Source organism: Helicobacter sp. MIT 05-5294, assembly GCF_000765675.1.
Taxonomy (GTDB): Bacteria; Campylobacterota; Campylobacteria; order Campylobacterales; family Helicobacteraceae; genus Helicobacter_D.
Genome location: NZ_JRPA02000015.1, coordinates 1 through 17971, shown reverse-complemented (window position 1 = coordinate 17971; position 17971 = coordinate 1). Strand labels below are relative to the sequence as shown.

Genomic DNA, 17971 nt, shown 5'->3' with positions numbered 1-17971 from the left:
TTTAATCTGTTATAATATCATAATTTAATTAAAAAACTAAATAAGGAATCAAATGGGATTAAAAGAAGATAAATGGATTCGCGAAATGGCTCAAAAACACGCGATGATTGAGCCTTTTTGTGAAAATCAAGTGGGCAAAGGCGTCGTGAGCTTTGGGTTATCAAGCTATGGTTATGATATTCGGGTGAGCAATGAGTTTAAGATTTTTACCAACATTAATGCGATGGTGGTGGACCCAAAAAACTTTGATTCTGCTAATGTGGTGGATTTTGTCGGTGATGTGTGTATTGTGCCACCTAACTCTTTTGCATTGGCGCGAACGATTGAATACTTTAAAATCCCGCGCAACATTTTGGCGATTTGTCTTGGCAAAAGCACTTATGCGCGTTGTGGAATCATCGTCAATGTAACGCCTTTTGAGCCGGAGTTTGAGGGACATATCACGATTGAAATCAGCAACACTACGCCACTTCCTGCTAAAATTTATGCTAATGAGGGAATCGCGCAAGTGTTGTTTTTGGAGGGGGATTCTCCTTGCGAAGTGAGCTATAAGGACAAAAAGGGCAAATACCAAAGCCAAAAAGGCATTACCTTGCCTAGAATCTTAAAATAAGCAGCACTTTGCTTCAAGCACAAAATGCAATGTAAAATCTCGCCATTGTAAAATCCCATTCCATCATTACGGGGCGCACGAAGTGCAACGAAGCAATCCAAATGTAAGAATCCCATTTTAAGGATTCCATTGCAGAATCCGCTTTATGCAACATTATAGATTGCCACGATTTAGCTCGATGCAGAATCTCGCAATGACGCAGTAGAAATACGAATGATTTATAAAATTATGGATTTACAAGTGTGGGCAAACTGCTGACGCAGTGTGCGCTCCATCTTCATTCGCAATGACACCTTAGCAATCCATAATTTCACTACTTCCGTCATCACAAAGCGCAACCCCCTATCGCTTCTTAAACCACACAAATAACTTCTGAATCTTTCTTGAAAACCAAGAATAGCACTGCACCCTAAAAGCATAAAATCTATCCTCTTGCAATCTTTTGCGCTTTGTTTCAAGTGCCACCACTAACGCATTGGGTGTGCAAAACTCCAAAGTATCGGGGTGAAGATAGCGCGGATAAAGGAGGTAAGCACCACAAAACAATTCCTCTAGGCTTAGTTTGCGGGTTCGCCTCGTGCAAACTTGCTTGTCAATCGTCAATCCCCAACCCGCATAAAAGGGCATTCCATAAGTAACTACTTTTTTGCCATACAGCAAAGCTTCAAACCCGCTAAGCGAAGTGAGAGTATGCACCTCATCTACAGCTTCTATGGCAGAGGCGAGACTCACGCTTTCTAAGATTTCTTCGCAATATTCTAATGCAACTTGTTGCGGAATCTTCCCCGCACGATTCCCACTTAGCACATCAGGGTGCGGTTTGTAGAGAATATAGCTTTGGGGGTTTTCTTTTTTGACTTGTTGCAGCAATGAAAGATTCGTTTGCATAGGCGCACCATAGAGGATAGAAGCGTCGTCCTCAACTTGCCCAATTACAAGAATCGTCCGCTTATTTTGTGGCAATTCAAGCTTCTTGTGCGCATTGATATTGTATTTGCTAATCTTACTTTTTAGGATTTGTTCCTTGAGATTCCGCGCTTCTTGCAATAATTCTTGCGAAAATTGCGCGTGTTGCAAAATATGCTCCAATCGGCTAGGACGCGTGGGGTCAAAGTAGATTCCTAAATCATCAAATACAAGCGAAAAAGGACGCGTAAGGTCTGAACCAAGCGAAAGTGAGCGGATAAAGCCATCTTCTACGCGCGTAATTTTCAATCCATTTTCTTTGGCATAAGATTCCACTTCTAAAAAGTTTTTTCTCCCCCAAATAAAAATTTCGCTTCTCTTATCCAAGCCTTTTTCTAGCGCAAGTTCCAATGGGCTTTTGCCAACAGGATTAATAAAAATAAGATTCTGTGGAGTAAAATTCGCCATAAAAGGCTTGATAAAATGATGTTTCCAATAAGAAAATCCAAACAAATAGGCTTTATGCGGGGTTTTGACATAAAAAGGCTTAAAGTGCGCAATCGTGCGCAAAGTATCCAAAATATCACTTTCTCTTTGATAAAGCGGATTGAAATATCGTGTATAGAGTATGAAACTCGCCGCAAACACTTCTTCCAAACTTAATCTGCGGGTTCGCCTTGCACAGATTTGCTTATCACGCGTCAATCCCCAACCCGCATAAAAGGGCATTCCAAAGCACACACACTCGCAGCCTACAAGCAAGGCTTCAAAGCCCATTTGGGAAGTTTTTGTATAGACTTTGGAAAAATGCTTTAAAAGCGAAATGGGATTAAAATCCTCCAAAATCACTTCGCAAAAGGGCGGAATCTCACTTGGGAGAATATCGGATTGTCGCTTACCATTCAAAACATCAGGATGAATTTTGAGATAGAGTTTTGCACTCGGATTCTCTTTATGGGCGGATTCTATCATCTCTTTGGTGCTAAACTTCTCGCCATAACCATAAATCAAACTAGAATCCCCGCTTGTTTGGGCGATAATCAAAACCCGCTTTGCTCTACTAGATGCGTCATTCTCCTCGTCAAAATAGCCTTGAGGGACATCTTGGGCGCAGTTGTATTTGGAAATATTGTATTTTAAAATCAACCCTATTGCCTCTTTTGCCGCGGCTAATAGCGCGGGATTGGAGCTAAAATCATAAGTTTGCAAGAGATTCTCTAACGCACTTGGACTTGTGGCGTCATAATAGATTCCAACCTCATCTTGTACGAGTGAGAAGCTTCGTGCACCTTCAACGCCCAACCCAAAGGAGCGCACAAAGCCATCTTCAAGCAGACAATATTTACAATGATATTTTTGCGCTAAAAAAATCGCATTGCGCCCGGATTTCTTGCGCCCCCAACCATAAAAAACAAAATCTTTTGGGATTCTTGATTTGTTTGGGATTAATGGCAAATCGCCCTTGATTAGCTCTTTTGGGCAGGATTTTTGGAATCCCAACCTTTCATAAACCGCCCAAAGATACACAAAATGTGAAATTTGCGGGAATCTTAATCGCACAATTTGCTTCCACAATGGCATATCTTTGACAAATTCTTGAGGGCGCGTGAGAAGTTTGCGAATCTTGTTGCCCAAAGGTTTTTTGGGAGGCTTCACGCCCTTGCCAAGCCGAAAAAATCCGGGATAATCCACAACTGCATAACCATGCGATTCCATGAGCACAGTTAAAAATTCGCTAAAATCTTGCAAAGGTTGCAGGGATTGCGTGGATTGCAAAGGCTGCATGGAGTGCGGAGACTGCCAAACCTTGCCGCAATTATGTGCGTCAAATTCTTGCATTTTTATCTTTAATAGCGATTCGTTGGGTTTGCGCCTGAAATAAAATGCGTTGGTCAAAGGGCGCGAATGCCATTGGTGCAACAAAACCAAATCTTCAAAAAACAAAGAAATGGAATAATACGCAAAATACTTCCTAAAGCCTTGCGCGTCGCCTAAAAATTGGTGTCGCGCATCAATATAATAATCTTCTTGTCTTTCGCTGTGAGGGTTCCACGCTGCAAGGCGATGCAAAAACTCAAAATCCTCTCCCCCATGCCCTAGAAAATCCTCTCTAAAACCGCCTAAAGATTCAAAATATCGCCTCTCTAGCACAATTGCCGAGCTGTTTGCTGAAATACTCTCTACCCAATGATTTTCGCCCTTTAAAAAGCTGATTTTAAGAGACTCTAAATCCTTTGTTTTTGCGTAAAATTCCGTTCCCTTTTGCGTGAGATACAAAAAAGGAAGCGAAAGGAATCGCGCCTTGCCACTTTCTAGTTGGGATTCTATCTTTTGTAAAAGTAGCGATTCAAACTTGCTAGAATAATCCATATCCACATCGTAAAAAAATAAATATTTTTGCGTCGCAATCCGCGCGGCTTCGTTTCTCGCGTATGCAGGGGAGAAAATCTGTCCGCTTAAAGGCAAATGCAGGATTTTGATATTGCTACTTGCACTTTGGAGTAGCGATTCCCTGCTGCAATCAGCGAAAATCGCTTCAAATTCCTCTTTGTTTTTAAATTTTTCTATCAGCTCCACTGCTCTTTTGTAAATAAAAGAATGCTGATTTTTATAAAATACGGGGACAATAAGACTTAGCAACCTTTTACCTTTCAATGTTTTTGGAAGAGAGATTATAAACTTTAAATCATAACAAACCAATAAAATCGCTTTTTCGCAAGAAGTGTTGGATTGCTGTTGCTTGGGCGTGAATGGAATCGCAGAATCTCGCTTTTGAAGTTTGGGCGTGGGTTTGCAGTTAGTAGAATCGCGAAATGGAATCGCAAATGCGGAATCTTTTTGTTAGCAATGCGGTTGAAAATTTTTATTATAGAATCTTAGAAAAGCTTTAAAGTCTTTAAAAATTGTCTTTTTAAATGCTTGTTTTTTTATATATAGCAGGGGGTGGAATTTGTATAAATACTCGTAAAATAGGCACTTTGTAGATTTTTTGATTTTTTTAATAAATTATACAAAGGCGTATAAATATTTATACATTTGTATAATTTTATATTTTTTATTGGTAAAAGCATTAAATGTAGTTTGTGGAAGTTTAAAGTATAATTATGCAGGGTAATTGCCACAGGCTCTCTACCCTGTGGCAAAATCTATGCCCCAAAAGGAGCTAAGATGATGCTACTAAAATTCATCTTGGTTGTGATTATACTACTTTGTATAATTGCTGTCAAGGCTTATTAGCGTAAGCTTGAACCCAGCTTTTGCTGGGTCCAAGATGAGTTTAACCTGTGGTATCTCTACAATTCTAAACAATCTCCTAAACTTTTATAATCGCAAATACAAATCTTTTTTCTTCTCTCCCTTTTCTCTGAAGCGTATAATTATTGTATAATTAATAAATATCGTAAAATAGGCACTTTCAAGATTTTTTGTATGAGTTATACACCATTTATACAAAGCGTATAATTTGTATAAGTGACTTCAGTGGATTTAAGGTTAAATGTGCAATTTTTTTCATTTATTTTCTCCTTTATTTTGAGATTTAATTTTCCCCCTAAACTCTTTTCTTAACTCACGCACTTCTTGGAAGAATCGCAAATAAGCAAATATTCGCCCCCCCCCCCGCACATTATTAGCTTTTATGAGTGCTTCGCCTAATTTGTAAGTAAAGCATTGTTTTTCTTTAATTGCTTCTTTGTAGTCTGGATAAGATTCTAGTTTTGGGAGTTTTAAGCTAGGATTCTTTGCTACTCTTTCTTGGTATTTTCTTTGTTCTTCTCTATGGGATTCTTTGATATAGCTAAGCACATAAGGCATTCGCACCCACCCCAAAAAGCTCCTTGCATTGAGTATCATTGCAGAACCTAGTTTATAGGCTAAGTGGGAGTGGATTCTAGTTTTGGCATTGTCTAGCTCATTGATACGCTTTTGTTTTGTATCGTTTTCTTTGGTTAGCAATGCTAATTTGGCATCAAAATGGCGCGAGGGCTGTTGTTTAATGATTTGTGGCATAGCCATTTTTAGAATTTTCATTAGTATATCATTATCCATATTCTTACTTACATAATTATTGAGATATTTCATAGCCGCAACAAAGTCTTGTTCAGTAGCAGAAAAATAAGCCGCTAAAAGGGATATATTAGGATAATGAATTGAAGCAAATTTAAAAATATAGCCCACAAAAAATCTATACTCTAATACATTTTGTAGCCTTATAATGCGTTTTAATAAACCCTCTAGTTTTTCATTGCGTATAAATATCTCATTTTGTAAAACTAAATCAGCATCTTTATAATTAGCTGAAAAAATCAAAGCATTAAATTGGTGAATATAGGTTGCAATATTGCTTTTATCATACTCTATGGCACGATTTGCAAAACCTATCCACTCTTTACCATTCTTTCTTAGCAATGTCGCAATGGAACATAAAGCAAACAGAGAATATGCTCTTTGATTTGGATGTAAATTGAAATATTGGTTAATCTTATCAAAATTTTTTTGTATGATTTCGTATTTCTGCTGATGATTATAGTAAGTATACCACATTTTTGGATACCTGCCTAACCCAATATGTGCCGCAGTTCTACCAAAAGAACTACCAGCGGAATAAATTTCTTGAGCATTAGACATAAGGATTATATCAAAAATCAATTTTAAAACACCGGACAATTCTTGACTTGCAAATTCACTAGATAAGTGTATTTTCTCTCCATAATATTTTTTAAACTCTTGGATTTCACTAATATCATCTCCAAACAATAAAATATTTTTGCCACTCTTTAAAGCTTCCTCTATAATCTCCATAGCTATTTCAGCTGGCATTGCCTTTTTCCAATAAGCATGTAGCTGAATTTTAGCATCAAAAATACTATCTCCAGCGCGAATATGAATCGCGACAAATTCGGATAATTTTTTTGCTTGAAAATTTGCTTCATCAATCACTTTTTGGATTGTTTTAGAAAATTTGATTTTTTTAAAAAGTCTAGGATATTCTTTAAGATAAGAATCATCATCTCCTATGATTGACTTCATAACAGCAATAGAATACTGCACATAATAGCCCCATTTTTCTTCAAATGGTCGTTTCGATAACTCCTCAATCGTATAATCACCACTAAGCCCTAAGCCAGTCAGTGCATTTCCTGCTATCTTATCAAGATAGCTATAGGATTCTATAAAAGATTTATCAAAAATAAAATCTTCAGTTCCTACGCTAATCCCCTCTAATTTATTGCCTCCAACATCTTTTAAGCTCATTTGGTCATAATCACTTGTTTCCCAAACAAATCCAAACTTAAACCCTGTTTTTTCTGCCAAATAAAGCGCGTTCAGTATTGGAAGCATTCTAGCACCAAAGCCATCACTTCTTGCCGCTACCAACAAACAAGGGAATTTTCTATTTAGCACTTCTACTTCAAGGTCGCCTATGAATTCCATAAAATCTTCGCCTACAAAGATTCTAATATATCGCACCACATACTCTTCACATAAATTAGCTTCCAATCTCCCTTGTTTATCTATTTCTAGTCTATTTTTATCTATCTTTTTATAATGCGAATTATCCGATGAAATCTCTATGGTAAGCGTATTTAGAATTATTTTTTGTGTCTTACTTGTGATTCTTATGCACTCAACCAATCCATTATCTTTGTTTAGTATGTGTCCATTGGATTCTATGCTTGTCAAATCAAAAAATATGCTATTCCTATCAAGCATTGGTTTGATATTTTTTGCAATATCCATTAAATCTTTTTCTTGCCAAATCATTTCCTCTTCTCCTTAAACTCCCTTTTTAACTCACGCACTTCTTTGAAGAATTGCAAATAAGCAAATATTCGCCCCCCCCCCCGCACATTATTAGCTTTTATGAGTGCTTCACCTAATTTGTAAGTAAAGCATTGTTTTTCTTTAATCGCTTCTTTGTAGTCTGGGTAAGATTCTAGTTTGGGGAGTTTTAAGCTAGGATTCTTTGCTACTTTTTCTTGATATTTTCTTTGTTCTTCTCTATGGGATTCTTTGATATAGCTAAGCACATAAGGCATTCTAATATATCCCCATAGACTTTTAGAGTTTAGTATCATTGCAGAACCTAGTTTATAGGCTAAGTGGGAGTGGATTCTAGTTTTAGAATCTATGAAAGATTCCATTTGTTTGATTTTGTTTTGGAATGCTATATTTTGGGTTTGAAGCTGTTCAAGTATGAGAGATTTTGAATCTAGCGGGATATTATTGACTTTTTGAAGCTCGCAATACTTCTCCATATATGGGGTTTGTAGCACCAATAGGGTTGATTTTGGAATGTTTAATGTATCTTTAGACTTTATGAATTGCACAATAAAATCTACAAGACATTTTTTATCCCCTTGTGCTAAAAAAGGCATCAAAAGAAGCTTTGCAAAACGCGTCCAAGTAATTTCTGGTCCTTTTGCTATCGCCATATCAATATGTTTTAATAATGCTAAAGGTTCTGCTCCACAAGAAAGCCCAAAAAGAAATGCAGCTGATGCACTATATACCTTTTGCAAGTAATGAACTCCCTCTATATCACAAAGGATTCTTGAATTGATAATTTCATAACACCTTTTAACGCCAAAATAAGGATAATACATTTTAGGATACCTACCAAGCCCTATCCATCCAGCCACTTTAGCAAAAGAAGAACCACCTGAATATATTTCGGTGGCTTTGGACATAAACACAATATCAAATAAGATTCTTTCCATTTCGAGATATTCACAAGGCGCAATGTCTCTTAATGTAAATATATGTCCTTTTTTTGCATAGTGTTGCCTCAATAATTCAACTTCTAAAACATCATCTCCTGTGATACAAATTGCTTTTTTGGCTTTAATAGATATTTCTATTAATTCTTGTGCTATTTCTATCGGCATAGCTTTCCCACACCCAGCTGGCACTGCATTCTGCAATCCATCAAAAACTATATCACCCGAACGAATATGCACTACCACAAATTCACCTAGTTCTTGAGCTTTCTTGTTGGCTTCTTGTATGGCAGATTGCAGTCTAGGACTCCATTCTATACAATCAAACATTCGAGGATATTCTTTAAATGCGTTTTTGTCTATGTCTGAAAGTATTAATCTAGGATCATGGTTAATAAAAAATCCAAACTCTTCTGCGAAATCTTCATTCACTAATTCAGATTTCCCAATCATTTTCCCACCATTTTTTTCTAAACATTTCGTATAGGAATATTGTTCTATAAATCTTTGGCTAAAGACTTCTTCCTCTTGCCAAATCTCCATATCCTCTGTTTGAACGCCTTGCTTACTTGCCTGAGATTTCGCTGTATCCACTCGCGTAACCCACACAAAGCCAAAGCGATATTGCGGGAACTTAGAACTAAGATACAAAGCATTTAAAAATGGCATTAATCTAGCTCCACAACCATCAAATCTACCTGCGATAATTAACCCTGCAATCTTTAGCGTATAAAATACAACTTTTGTGATTCCAATTCTATCATTAGAACAAATTTTTACCGCTTCTACATCTTTGATTGGCTTAAAAAACTTACTTCCATTTGCTAGAATAGGATTTGCGATTTTATGCCATTGATTTTGACTCAAATATTCACACCAAACTCCACATTCTTCTTGCAACTCCAAACTAATACCATAAAGTCTTCTAGGGACATCAAAATAAAAAGCTTCATTCGTATTTAACGCGGTCGCTTCTATTAATTCTTTATCACAATCCTTAAAAATATCTTTCATACTCACTCCTGTATCCCCACAATCTTCTCCAATCCATACTCATATAATTTCTCATTATAATGAAATGCCCCCCCCCCCCAAACATGTCTGGGGTCGCTCCACAGCAATTCCTGTGGATAAGTGATGAGGTGATTTGCTGCGATATATTCTGATGCTTTTTGATACATTTTGTTTAAAAATTCATTGGCATTTTGCAGCACTTCATCGGAGATTGTTTTGAGATTATTCACCCAAAAAACCTTATTGATATAGAGTTTTTCTAGCTTGTTGGATTCTTTTAGGATTGTGATGAGTTTCGCAAATCCCTTGCACCATAGTTCAAACTTCTTTTTGCCATATTGATTTAGCAGTTTTGGGGTTGGAATCCCTAAGTTTTGGATTGCCTGTTTATATTCTGAAGAATAAGTGCAGAAGCTTCCATCGGCATTGCACACAAGGTGGAATCGCTCGTCAATGAAATCCAATAACAACACATCAAAACTTTTAATCTTCACTTCAGTCCAAAAGGATTTTTTCATATCATTTTCTACCATTCTTCTTTGGAATTTAGAATCAATCGCACCCAAAATCTCTTGATTGACGCAAGGTTTGCTAATAAGACTTGCTAGGGAGCTTCTCGCGTAGTAATTCACAAGTTCTAAAGACTTGTTTTTATCATAGTTCAAAATATCACGACTGACGCAACTTCCTAGAATCAAGATTCGTTTAGCCATTGATAAGTTCCAATTCTTTTTGGATTGTGTTTTGGAAGTTGCTTTGCTTTCTCACACGCTCACTTGCATTTTTGGACAACTCTAAGAATCTTTGCGGGTTTTTATAGAGAGATTCTATCGCGTCTGCTAAGCCTTGTGCGTCTTCTGGCTCTATCAATATCCCACAATGCTCATCGACAAACTCCGGAATCGCTGCAATACTCGTGGTGATAGGCACAAGTCCGCTAGACATCGCCTCATCGCGCGAGACACCCTGCGAATCGTGTCGCGTAGGACATAGGAATATGCCGTATTCGCGGTGGTATTGTGCAATTTCTCTTTGGATTAGGAATCTCTTCTCCAAGCGGACATTGGGGAATTTCTTAAGCGGTTCTGTAATTGCATCAAACAAGTCCCCATCGCCTATAAAGTGGAATTTCAAGTCATCAAAAAAGCCTCTTTGAGATAAAATTTCCACTGCCTTAACTGCCGTATCATTCGCGTACTTACGCGAATGATACGGCCGGAGGCTCAAAATTTTTTTCTCAAACCCTAAACTTTTTTCGTGATAAGGAAAAATCCCCGAATCAATGAAATTATGAATGATAGAATATTTGGAAGGGTCTAAAGTAATCCCCAAATCACCCAAAGATTCGTTCTTTAAATGTTCTGAAACAAACACCAAATGCAAATTAGGGTGTGATTCTTTTACAAGAATCTTATTCCAAAACTTCACACGCGCATCGCTTAGCTTCTTCTGCCGCTCTATCTCACTCTCACTTAGTCGCTCAAACTCATAAGAGCGTCTCTGCCATACTGAAATCTCCGCGCTATGCACCCATACCGTAACTTTGATTTTGTCGATAAATTTTTCTAGCACTTTCCACATATTTTGGTCTAGCAAATGCACTAAAACTTGGTCATACTGCCCACTTTGCAAGGTTTGCTCTAGCACGAGATTATCCCCACACGCAACATCAATACCTTCAAACTCTCGGTAGAGAATATCGGGCTTGTTGTTGATTCTAAAGACATCTACGAGCGTTCCGCTTCGCTTGTAGGCTCTAAGGCGTGAGTGCAAGAAGCCGTATTTGTAAAGATCTTGGTAGCTTGGGTATTGCTTGGTTAAGACAAGCTTTTTGGATTTACCCGCGAAACAATAAGGGAAGCTCTGCGTCATTCCAAACACGATTTGCGCGATGCGTGCTTCTCCTTTCCCCACAACTTTGAATCCCAATCGCAAAAACGCGCAATCCTCTGGTATCAAAAGCGCGATGACATTAATGGAATTTACACTATTAATGCCATGAATACTATGGGAAATTTTCTCTCCCTTTTTGTCTTGAAACTCAAAAACAGCGCGGATTTCTTCTAATGTATTTTCGCTCATAGAGACAAACACTTGATTATTATCCACGAGATTTAGCTCTTCTCTGCTGAATGTTTTTTGGGTATAAAAATAAGAATGCTGCCCATGTGCTAGGGTCGCGCTAACGCACATCTGCTCATTATCACTACTAAGGGAAACCCTAGAAGAAGCCGGTGCGTCAAAGAGAGAATAAAACTCTTCGCCACTGAATTGTTTAAGTGCGTCATTTTGTAGGATTCTCTGCTCTTGTGCGTGGAAACTCGCACTTAGATTTTCTAGCTTTTCAAGCGTGATTCCTTGGTCTGTAAGGCGTAAATCCTCTACATATTTTTCTAAATCTTGCTTATTTGCATTCACTCCGCCTTTGCAGTAGTTAAAGCAATCAAGGCTTAGCATATTTTCTACTTCTAAAGACTCTCCACCCAAAAGGGATTCCAACTTAGCGTTTTCTAACGCTCCTAATCGCACAACCGCGCAATTTAAAGCTAAAGATTCTACTTCTTGGTATTCTTTCCCTGCGTTTATAGGCAAGATTGTGCTAGATTCTGCCTTATAGTAAGTCGCTTTGCCAAAGGCATTTGCACTGCTATAATTAGTCGCCAACATCAAATCTAGTAGATAATTCTCCCCATAATAATCCTGCGCGTTGAGCTTACCAATGAAAGTTTCTTCTGCGTTTGCATTTTGCGATTCTAAATAGCTTAAAAATTCCTGTGTGTTGGCGAAATAACGCACATCTTCACTCTCTTGATTTTTTTGCGCTTCTTTTTGGATTAATTCTTGTATCTCTTGAGGCGCAATCAAACACAAACGCTTCTGCGTATAAGTCTGCTTGGTGTAGGATTCTAATATCGCTTGGGATTCCTCGCTTGTGTTGGCAACTCCAACCAAAAGCACTTGCGGACGCTTAGGCGCGAAAGACTTGTGAAAAATCTTGTCTATGAGGTAGCAAAGCCTATGCGTGTAAGTGTGTTCTTGCATTACTTTGCGCAACCCTAGCAATCTAAGCTTTTTATAAAGAATCTCATCTTCACAATAGGGCTTTAGCATTTTCATCAGCTCGGATTGCTCATCAGAAGCAACCACCAAATCGCCAAAAAATGTCCTAAGCCCCCTAGAGAAGTTTGAAACAACAAGTGTATTGGAAGCAAGGAGTTCAAACACGCGCCTTGCAAACATACTTTGGGATTGCTTGATAGTATTCATATTAATCCCAAATCGGTAGCCTTTGTAGGCTTGGTCTATCTCGTGCGGATAGAGTTTGCCAATAATCATTTCTTTATAGGTTTCTGGGAAAGCATAAAGCGGATTTGGATTTTCATAGTTTCTATCGTAGATTTCTACAACTTTAAATTGTTTAACAGCTTCAATAAGCGAAGCGAAGTTTGCTTGTCGCTCTTTATAACGCGCATAATACGAACCTGCGAAGTTAAAGGCGTCTTTGCGTGTGTATTTTTCTATCGGATTGTGCACGGAGGGTTGCGCGGCAAAGGGCAGCAAATAAACCCTATCATGCCCCACGCTTTGCTTGTATTGTGGAATACAATCCATATCGGTAGTGAAAACAAAATCCACGATTTGCGCCACAGGGAGAAAAACACCAAAACTCACAGGGTCTTCTTTATTCCAAAACAGCGTCGCGATTTTTTGCGTATGACACCATTCTACTAGCGCGACTAACTCGCTATGGCAGTTACTAATCTTCTGAAACCACGAATCGTTTTTGCCTTTCCAAGCGGATTCTATGAAGAGTAAATCCGGCTTGAAGTTGGCGATTTCCTCCCGCCAATTTTCAAAGGTGAGTTGGCATAACGCGCATTCGTCCTTGAAGCAATGATAGGTAAATTCGTCCATAATACAAGCGATTTTTAGCTCACTTGGCTTTGTGCCGCCAAACTCCACTTGTGGTGCTTCTCTTCCTTTAACTCTTGTGAATCTTTGAATTTCGCGTGTGGCAAGTTTGTGCTTGGATTTTTTGAAGCCTTGATAGTCTTTATAGAATCCATAAGGCAATGTGATAAAGGTTTTAAAGGATTTTGTGGAGCGAATGAGGCGATTTCCGATTCTAAAAGATAAGGTGTTTTTGGTGCGCTCGACTTCTTGTGCTTTACATTTTAGTTCATATTGTATGGCTTCATTTCTTGCTTGCATTCCCAAAAAGTTTGCTTTGTATTTGTCGCTCTCTTGTTTTAAGATTCTATTGCGCTCCTGCATACCTAAGAGATTCTCTCGCATTTTTTCCAAGTTAGATTCTAGCTCTATGTTTCTTTGTATGAGTGCGTTGAGCGTAGAATCCTTTTTATTGAGAGTCTCTTGGAGTTTTTTGGCATAGTTTAGAGATTGCGTTATCCGATAAGATTCCAAGACTTGGTGCGCGAAAATATTTTGGCAAATCTCTTTTTGGCTAATGGATTCTTCTGGGACAAAAAGATGTGTTGGTGAGGCATTAAAAGTATCTACATAAGCATATTTTAAATCCGATAGGATTCTACTTTGGGCTTTAAACTCTTGGTGGTTTAGGGCTTCTATGTAGAGTAAAGGGCGGTGTTGCATAATGGTCTTCCTCGCACCCTCTAGCACCGCAATCTCCATACCCTCTACATCAATTTTGAGGATTCCGACTTTTTTATGAAAACTAACAGAATCTAGTGGCACGCAAGGAATCTCTCCGCCCTCATCTATACACAAAGATTGTCCGCCTAAATTTGCTTCGTTTAAAGTCGCAAATTTCGCCTTACAAGTAGCATTAGAAATGCCAAAGTTATATAATTTCACACGATTTTCATAGCCATTGATTGCAATGCTTTTTGACATAATTTCAAACAAAATAGGATTCGCTTCAAAGGCATAAACAAAGCGAGAATTCGCAGCAAGAAATAAGGTGTGATTGCCGATATTTGCACCAATATCTACGATGATGTCTTCTTCACTGCTTCTTCTTAGTAAGTCTTGTAGCATTAGGTATTCATAAGGGATTCTCTTAGTTGCGATTTCTTTTTGGATATAATCCGTATCGTGGTTTGGCAAATAAAGCTGATAGTCAATATTTTCTGCTTCTAAAGTAAGGCTTATAATCTCTTTGGCGTCCATTAATTTCCTTTTACATTGACGAAATCCAAAACTTCTTTGGAAGTTTTAATATCCAAAAACGCCTTGTGCGCTACCAAAATAATCACTAGTTGGGATTCTTCTAGGGCAACTTGCAGGGTAGAAAGCTTCGCGTTTGGCTGGGCTAGGCTTTGGGGCAAAGTTTGGATATGTGGCTCTACGATAAAAAACTCTGTTTTAGAATCGCAAATAAGCATTTGAGCGATTTTCATCGCGGGAGATTCTCGCAAATCGTCAATATCAGGCTTAAAGGCAAGTCCTAAAAGGGCGATTTTTGAATAATTCTTGTCTTGTGATTTTTTTCTAATTTTTTCAAGCACAAATTGCGTTTTGTAGTCATTGACTTCTCGCGCGGTTTTGATGAGTTTGGATTCTTGTGGAAAATCCGATACGATAAACCAAGGATCTACGGCGATGCAATGCCCACCCACGCCACAACCGGGCTTTAAAATATTCACGCGCGGGTGATGATTGGCAAGGGAAATTAGCGAATAAACATCAATTCCTGCCTTTTCACAGATGAGGGAGAGTTCGTTAGCAAAAGCGATATTTACATCGCGGAAAGCATTTTCTGTGAGCTTTGACATTTCAGCGGTTTTTGAATCTGTGGCGATACATTTACCTTGGACAAACAAACGATAAAGTTCTATGGCTTTTTGGGTGCATTGGGGCGTGATTCCGCCGATGATTCGGTCGTTTTGAACAAGCTCTTTGATGATAAATCCCGGCAATACTCTCTCTGGCACATGGGCGATGAAAATATCGGGATTCTCATGATTATGTGGGAATCGCAAATCTTGCCTTGCTTCTTCAAGCCATTGGGAGATTTTTATCGTCGTGCCAACAGGCGAAGTGGATTCTAAAAGCACGAGATTGCCCTTTTGGAGGTATTTCGCAATTGCTTTTGTGGCTTGTTGTATATAATCCGTGTTGGGCTGGTGATTTTCTTTAAAAGGCGTTGGCACACAAATCATAAAAACATCGGCGGGTTGTGGCTCTAAACTTGCTTTGAGATTGCCCTTTTGGACACAATCTGCGACCAACGCATCAAGGTCGGGTTCTACGATATGCACTTTGCCTTGATTAATACTCTCCACAACGCTAGGGTTAATATCCACCCCTAAGACTTCTACGCCGTTTTTGGCAAGAACAGCGGCAGTAGGCAACCCAATATAACCAAGTCCTATCATACATACTTTCACCTTTGATTCCTTTGTTTGATAAAATTTAAAATTTTCTGACAAGACTTGCTGTCGCCATAGGGATTAATAGCTTTGGACATTGCTTCATAGTGCGCGGGATTGTCCAAGAGGCTTTGGGTCTCTCTAACAATCCTCTCCACATTCGTGCCAACTAGCTTCACAACCCCCGCCTCCAAAGCTTCGGGTCGCTCTGTATTGTCTCGCATTAACAAAACGGGCTTCCCAAGCGATGGGGCTTCTTCTTGAATCCCGCCGGAATCCGTCATAATCAAATGCGAACAAGACATCAAATAAACAAAATGCTCATAGTTTAGAGGCGGAATCAAAAATATATTAGAAACACCCGCAAGGGAACTTTTCACAACGCCTTGCACATTGGGATTTAAATGCACAGGATAAACAATATCAATTTTTGGATTTTCACTCGCGATTTGTCTAATGGCTTTACAAATATTGACGAATCCCTCACCGAAATTTTCTCTTCTATGCCCTGTTACAAGGATAAATTTTCTTTTGTCATTCAGAGGATAATGCAGGGACAAGTCTTGTTTGATTTTTGCTTTTAGGTTGGGATTCTTTTCAATAAGTTCAAGCGCAAGAAAAAGCGCATCAATCACGGTATTTCCGCTAATAGAAATGTTTGCTTGGTTTTTGCCCTCTAAAGAGAGATTATCCGCTGAAGTTTTTGTCGGGGCGAAATAATACTGCGCCAATACATCAATCATCTGGCGATTCGCTTCTTCTGGAAATGGAGAATAAAGATGACGCGTCCTAAGCCCGGCTTCAATGTGCGCGATAGGAATCCTCTCATAAAATCCTGCCAAAGAAGCACTTAATGCAGTAGTCGTATCGCCATGCACGAAAATCATATCAGGCTTATACTCGCGTAGAATCTCACGCAAACCAAGTAGAATCCTTGAAGTGATGTCAAATAAATCTTGATTGGCTTGCATAATATCCAAATCGTAATCCGGCGTTAGGGAAAAAAATTCTAAAGTTTGGTCTAGCATTTGACGATGTTGCGCACTCACGCAAAGCCTCACCTCAAACGCGTCATCTTTCAAAAAGGTATACACCAAAGGAGCCATTTTGATAGCTTCTGGACGCGTCCCAAACACAAATAAAACTTTTTTCATAATCTCTAACGCCTTTTTGCTTTCTATTGAAAATGAGACTTTTCAATACAGAAATGCTTATATTAGGTGTATTTGTGGTATAAGATTTGACATTTAAGCTATTTTTTTTATAAATCGTTACATATTTTATTATTCAAGGAATAAAATGCCACTAGATAGTGCTTCTGAAATAAAATTGAATCAAGTTGTAGCTTATCTTAATGAGAAAAGCAATAATAAGCTTTGGGCTAGACTCTATCAAAAAATCATTTTTCTTTTAGAATTGGAGCATTTCAAAAAATACCAAAAATTATCCATAGGCATAACTTTCCAAAGCTATTTATATGGTCCTTTTAGCAAAAGCATAGCGCAAGCCCTAGAAAACCCAAACAAAATAGACATTCCAAAATATGTCAAAGATGAAGTGGATGATATTTTGGTGCAGTATGGATTGAGTAAATTTGATAATAAAAGCCAAGAAAAGTTCTTTGAAAAAATAATAAATTATATCCATTCTTTAAAAATTTATAATATGACGCCTTTTGAAGCAGATTTTGATTTTAGCCTTTATAATTTTGAAGATTTGTTTAAGACTATGGATTCAAACCTTGATGGATTAACACTGCAGCAAGAAAAATACAAAAACACAAAAATAGAAATTAAATCCCAAGAATACGAGCATTTATTTTAGAATGAATGAAAATATTAATATGCAAATTATTAGATATTTTGCTAGTAAATATCCGAATCTAGCAGAATTTATTTATAAGACTTTCGCTGACGAGATTAGGAAATTAAATTTGCAAGAAATATCTTTTAGCGAAAAGCCAACCGATGAATAGATGCAAAAAGCCATAAACTGCATTAAAAGTTTCAATCAAGAAGTTTTAAAACAATTTCACCAACTAAGCAAAAGTGAGCGGGATTCAAAAAGCTTCTATAAGGAAATATTATCACAAGTTTTGGCAATCATTATGGAGTAGCTTTGCACTCAATTGCTACATATGCGTCATTGCCAGACAAAACAAAATGCAAAATCCCAAAGATATTTTAGCAAACCCCGCCAATTTGCTAGGTTCTTAAGCTAGTTTTTTTTTTTTTTGATTATACTTCCGCGAAAATTATTTAAAAAGTTTGAAAAGTCTCATTTTCAATACAAGCTTATATAAACATTCAAGAGGTTATTATTGTGCAACTATTAAGTCCTAAAAAATTAAGAAAACTACAAAACAA

12 protein-coding genes are annotated in these 17971 nt (G+C 37.9%); 4 read left to right on the top strand and 8 right to left on the bottom strand.

Annotation, left to right across the window (positions count from 1 at the left end):
- The first annotated feature begins 52 nt into the window (after positions 1-52).
- Positions 53-613, top strand: coding sequence for a dCTP deaminase (dcd, locus tag LS69_RS07665; RefSeq protein ID WP_138123763.1), 561 nt, complete (start codon positions 53-55; stop codon positions 611-613).
- 13 nt (positions 614-626) lie between these two features.
- On the opposite strand, the gene LS69_RS10495 is transcribed toward dcd, so the two are convergent.
- Together LS69_RS10495 and LS69_RS07660 are read right to left on the bottom strand one after the other, a co-directional pair.
- Positions 627-767, bottom strand: a complete 141-nt coding sequence (locus tag LS69_RS10495) for a hypothetical protein (protein ID WP_194145466.1) — start codon at positions 765-767, stop codon at positions 627-629.
- 188 nt (positions 768-955) lie between these two features.
- Positions 956-4159 (bottom strand): galactosyltransferase-related protein, encoded by a 3204-nt coding sequence (locus LS69_RS07660; RefSeq protein ID WP_138123761.1) that lies wholly within the window; start codon positions 4157-4159, stop codon positions 956-958.
- Between the two features lie 90 nt (positions 4160-4249).
- On the opposite strand from LS69_RS07660, the gene LS69_RS10490 reads away from it, so the two are divergent.
- Positions 4250-4399, top strand: coding sequence for a hypothetical protein (locus LS69_RS10490; RefSeq protein WP_194145465.1), 150 nt, complete (start codon positions 4250-4252; stop codon positions 4397-4399).
- A gap of 630 nt (positions 4400-5029) precedes the next feature.
- Here LS69_RS10490 and LS69_RS07655 read toward each other — a convergent pair.
- From LS69_RS07655 to wecB, 6 genes are read right to left on the bottom strand one after another with little or no spacing between them, the layout of a single operon-like run.
- On the bottom strand, positions 5030-7282 hold the full coding sequence (locus LS69_RS07655; protein WP_138123760.1) for a hypothetical protein: 2253 nt from the start codon (positions 7280-7282) through the stop codon (positions 5030-5032).
- Positions 7279-9252: a hypothetical protein gene (locus tag LS69_RS10485; protein WP_194145464.1), complete on the bottom strand. Its 1974-nt coding sequence runs from the start codon at positions 9250-9252 to the stop codon at positions 7279-7281. The genes LS69_RS07655 and LS69_RS10485 overlap by 4 nt, the downstream gene beginning before the upstream one ends.
- Positions 9253-9254: 2 nt before the next feature.
- Positions 9255-9965 (bottom strand): DUF6270 domain-containing protein, encoded by a 711-nt coding sequence (locus LS69_RS07645; RefSeq protein ID WP_138123758.1) that lies wholly within the window; start codon positions 9963-9965, stop codon positions 9255-9257.
- Positions 9958-14403: an FkbM family methyltransferase gene (locus LS69_RS07640; RefSeq protein ID WP_138123756.1), complete on the bottom strand. Its 4446-nt coding sequence runs from the start codon at positions 14401-14403 to the stop codon at positions 9958-9960. The genes LS69_RS07645 and LS69_RS07640 overlap by 8 nt, the downstream gene beginning before the upstream one ends.
- On the bottom strand, positions 14403-15623 hold the full coding sequence (gene wecC / locus LS69_RS07635) for a UDP-N-acetyl-D-mannosamine dehydrogenase (RefSeq protein WP_342747950.1): 1221 nt from the start codon (positions 15621-15623) through the stop codon (positions 14403-14405). The genes LS69_RS07640 and wecC overlap by 1 nt, the downstream gene beginning before the upstream one ends.
- Positions 15620-16759, bottom strand: coding sequence for a UDP-N-acetylglucosamine 2-epimerase (non-hydrolyzing) (gene wecB, locus LS69_RS07630; protein WP_138123754.1), 1140 nt, complete (start codon positions 16757-16759; stop codon positions 15620-15622). The genes wecC and wecB overlap by 4 nt, the downstream gene beginning before the upstream one ends.
- A 145-nt stretch (positions 16760-16904) precedes the next feature.
- On the opposite strand from wecB, the gene LS69_RS07625 reads away from it, so the two are divergent.
- Together LS69_RS07625 and LS69_RS11120 are read left to right on the top strand one after the other, a co-directional pair.
- The gene (locus tag LS69_RS07625; protein ID WP_138123752.1) at positions 16905-17429 is read left to right on the top strand and encodes a type II toxin-antitoxin system antitoxin SocA domain-containing protein; all 525 of its coding nucleotides are present in this window, start codon (positions 16905-16907) and stop codon (positions 17427-17429) included.
- A 19-nt stretch (positions 17430-17448) separates the two neighbouring features.
- On the top strand, positions 17449-17580 hold the full coding sequence (locus LS69_RS11120) for a hypothetical protein (RefSeq protein WP_275050969.1): 132 nt from the start codon (positions 17449-17451) through the stop codon (positions 17578-17580).
- Positions 17581-17971 lie beyond the last annotated feature (391 nt).

Excerpts from the sequence above, each read along its gene's own strand:
- dcd (WP_138123763.1), top strand. The coding sequence starts at position 53 with ATGGGATTAAAAGAAGATAAATGGATTCGCGAAATGGCTCAAAAACAC.
- LS69_RS10495 (WP_194145466.1), bottom strand. The coding sequence starts at position 767 with ATGTTGCATAAAGCGGATTCTGCAATGGAATCCTTAAAATGGGATTCT.
- LS69_RS07655 (WP_138123760.1), bottom strand. The coding sequence starts at position 7,282 with ATGATTTGGCAAGAAAAAGATTTAATGGATATTGCAAAAAATATCAAA.
- LS69_RS10485 (WP_194145464.1), bottom strand. The coding sequence starts at position 9,252 with ATGAAAGATATTTTTAAGGATTGTGATAAAGAATTAATAGAAGCGACC.
- LS69_RS07645 (WP_138123758.1), bottom strand. The coding sequence starts at position 9,965 with ATGGCTAAACGAATCTTGATTCTAGGAAGTTGCGTCAGTCGTGATATT.
- LS69_RS07640 (WP_138123756.1), bottom strand. The coding sequence starts at position 14,403 with ATGGACGCCAAAGAGATTATAAGCCTTACTTTAGAAGCAGAAAATATT.
- wecB (WP_138123754.1), bottom strand. The coding sequence starts at position 16,759 with ATGAAAAAAGTTTTATTTGTGTTTGGGACGCGTCCAGAAGCTATCAAA.
- LS69_RS07625 (WP_138123752.1), top strand. The coding sequence starts at position 16,905 with ATGCCACTAGATAGTGCTTCTGAAATAAAATTGAATCAAGTTGTAGCT.
- LS69_RS11120 (WP_275050969.1), top strand. The coding sequence starts at position 17,449 with ATGCAAATTATTAGATATTTTGCTAGTAAATATCCGAATCTAGCAGAA.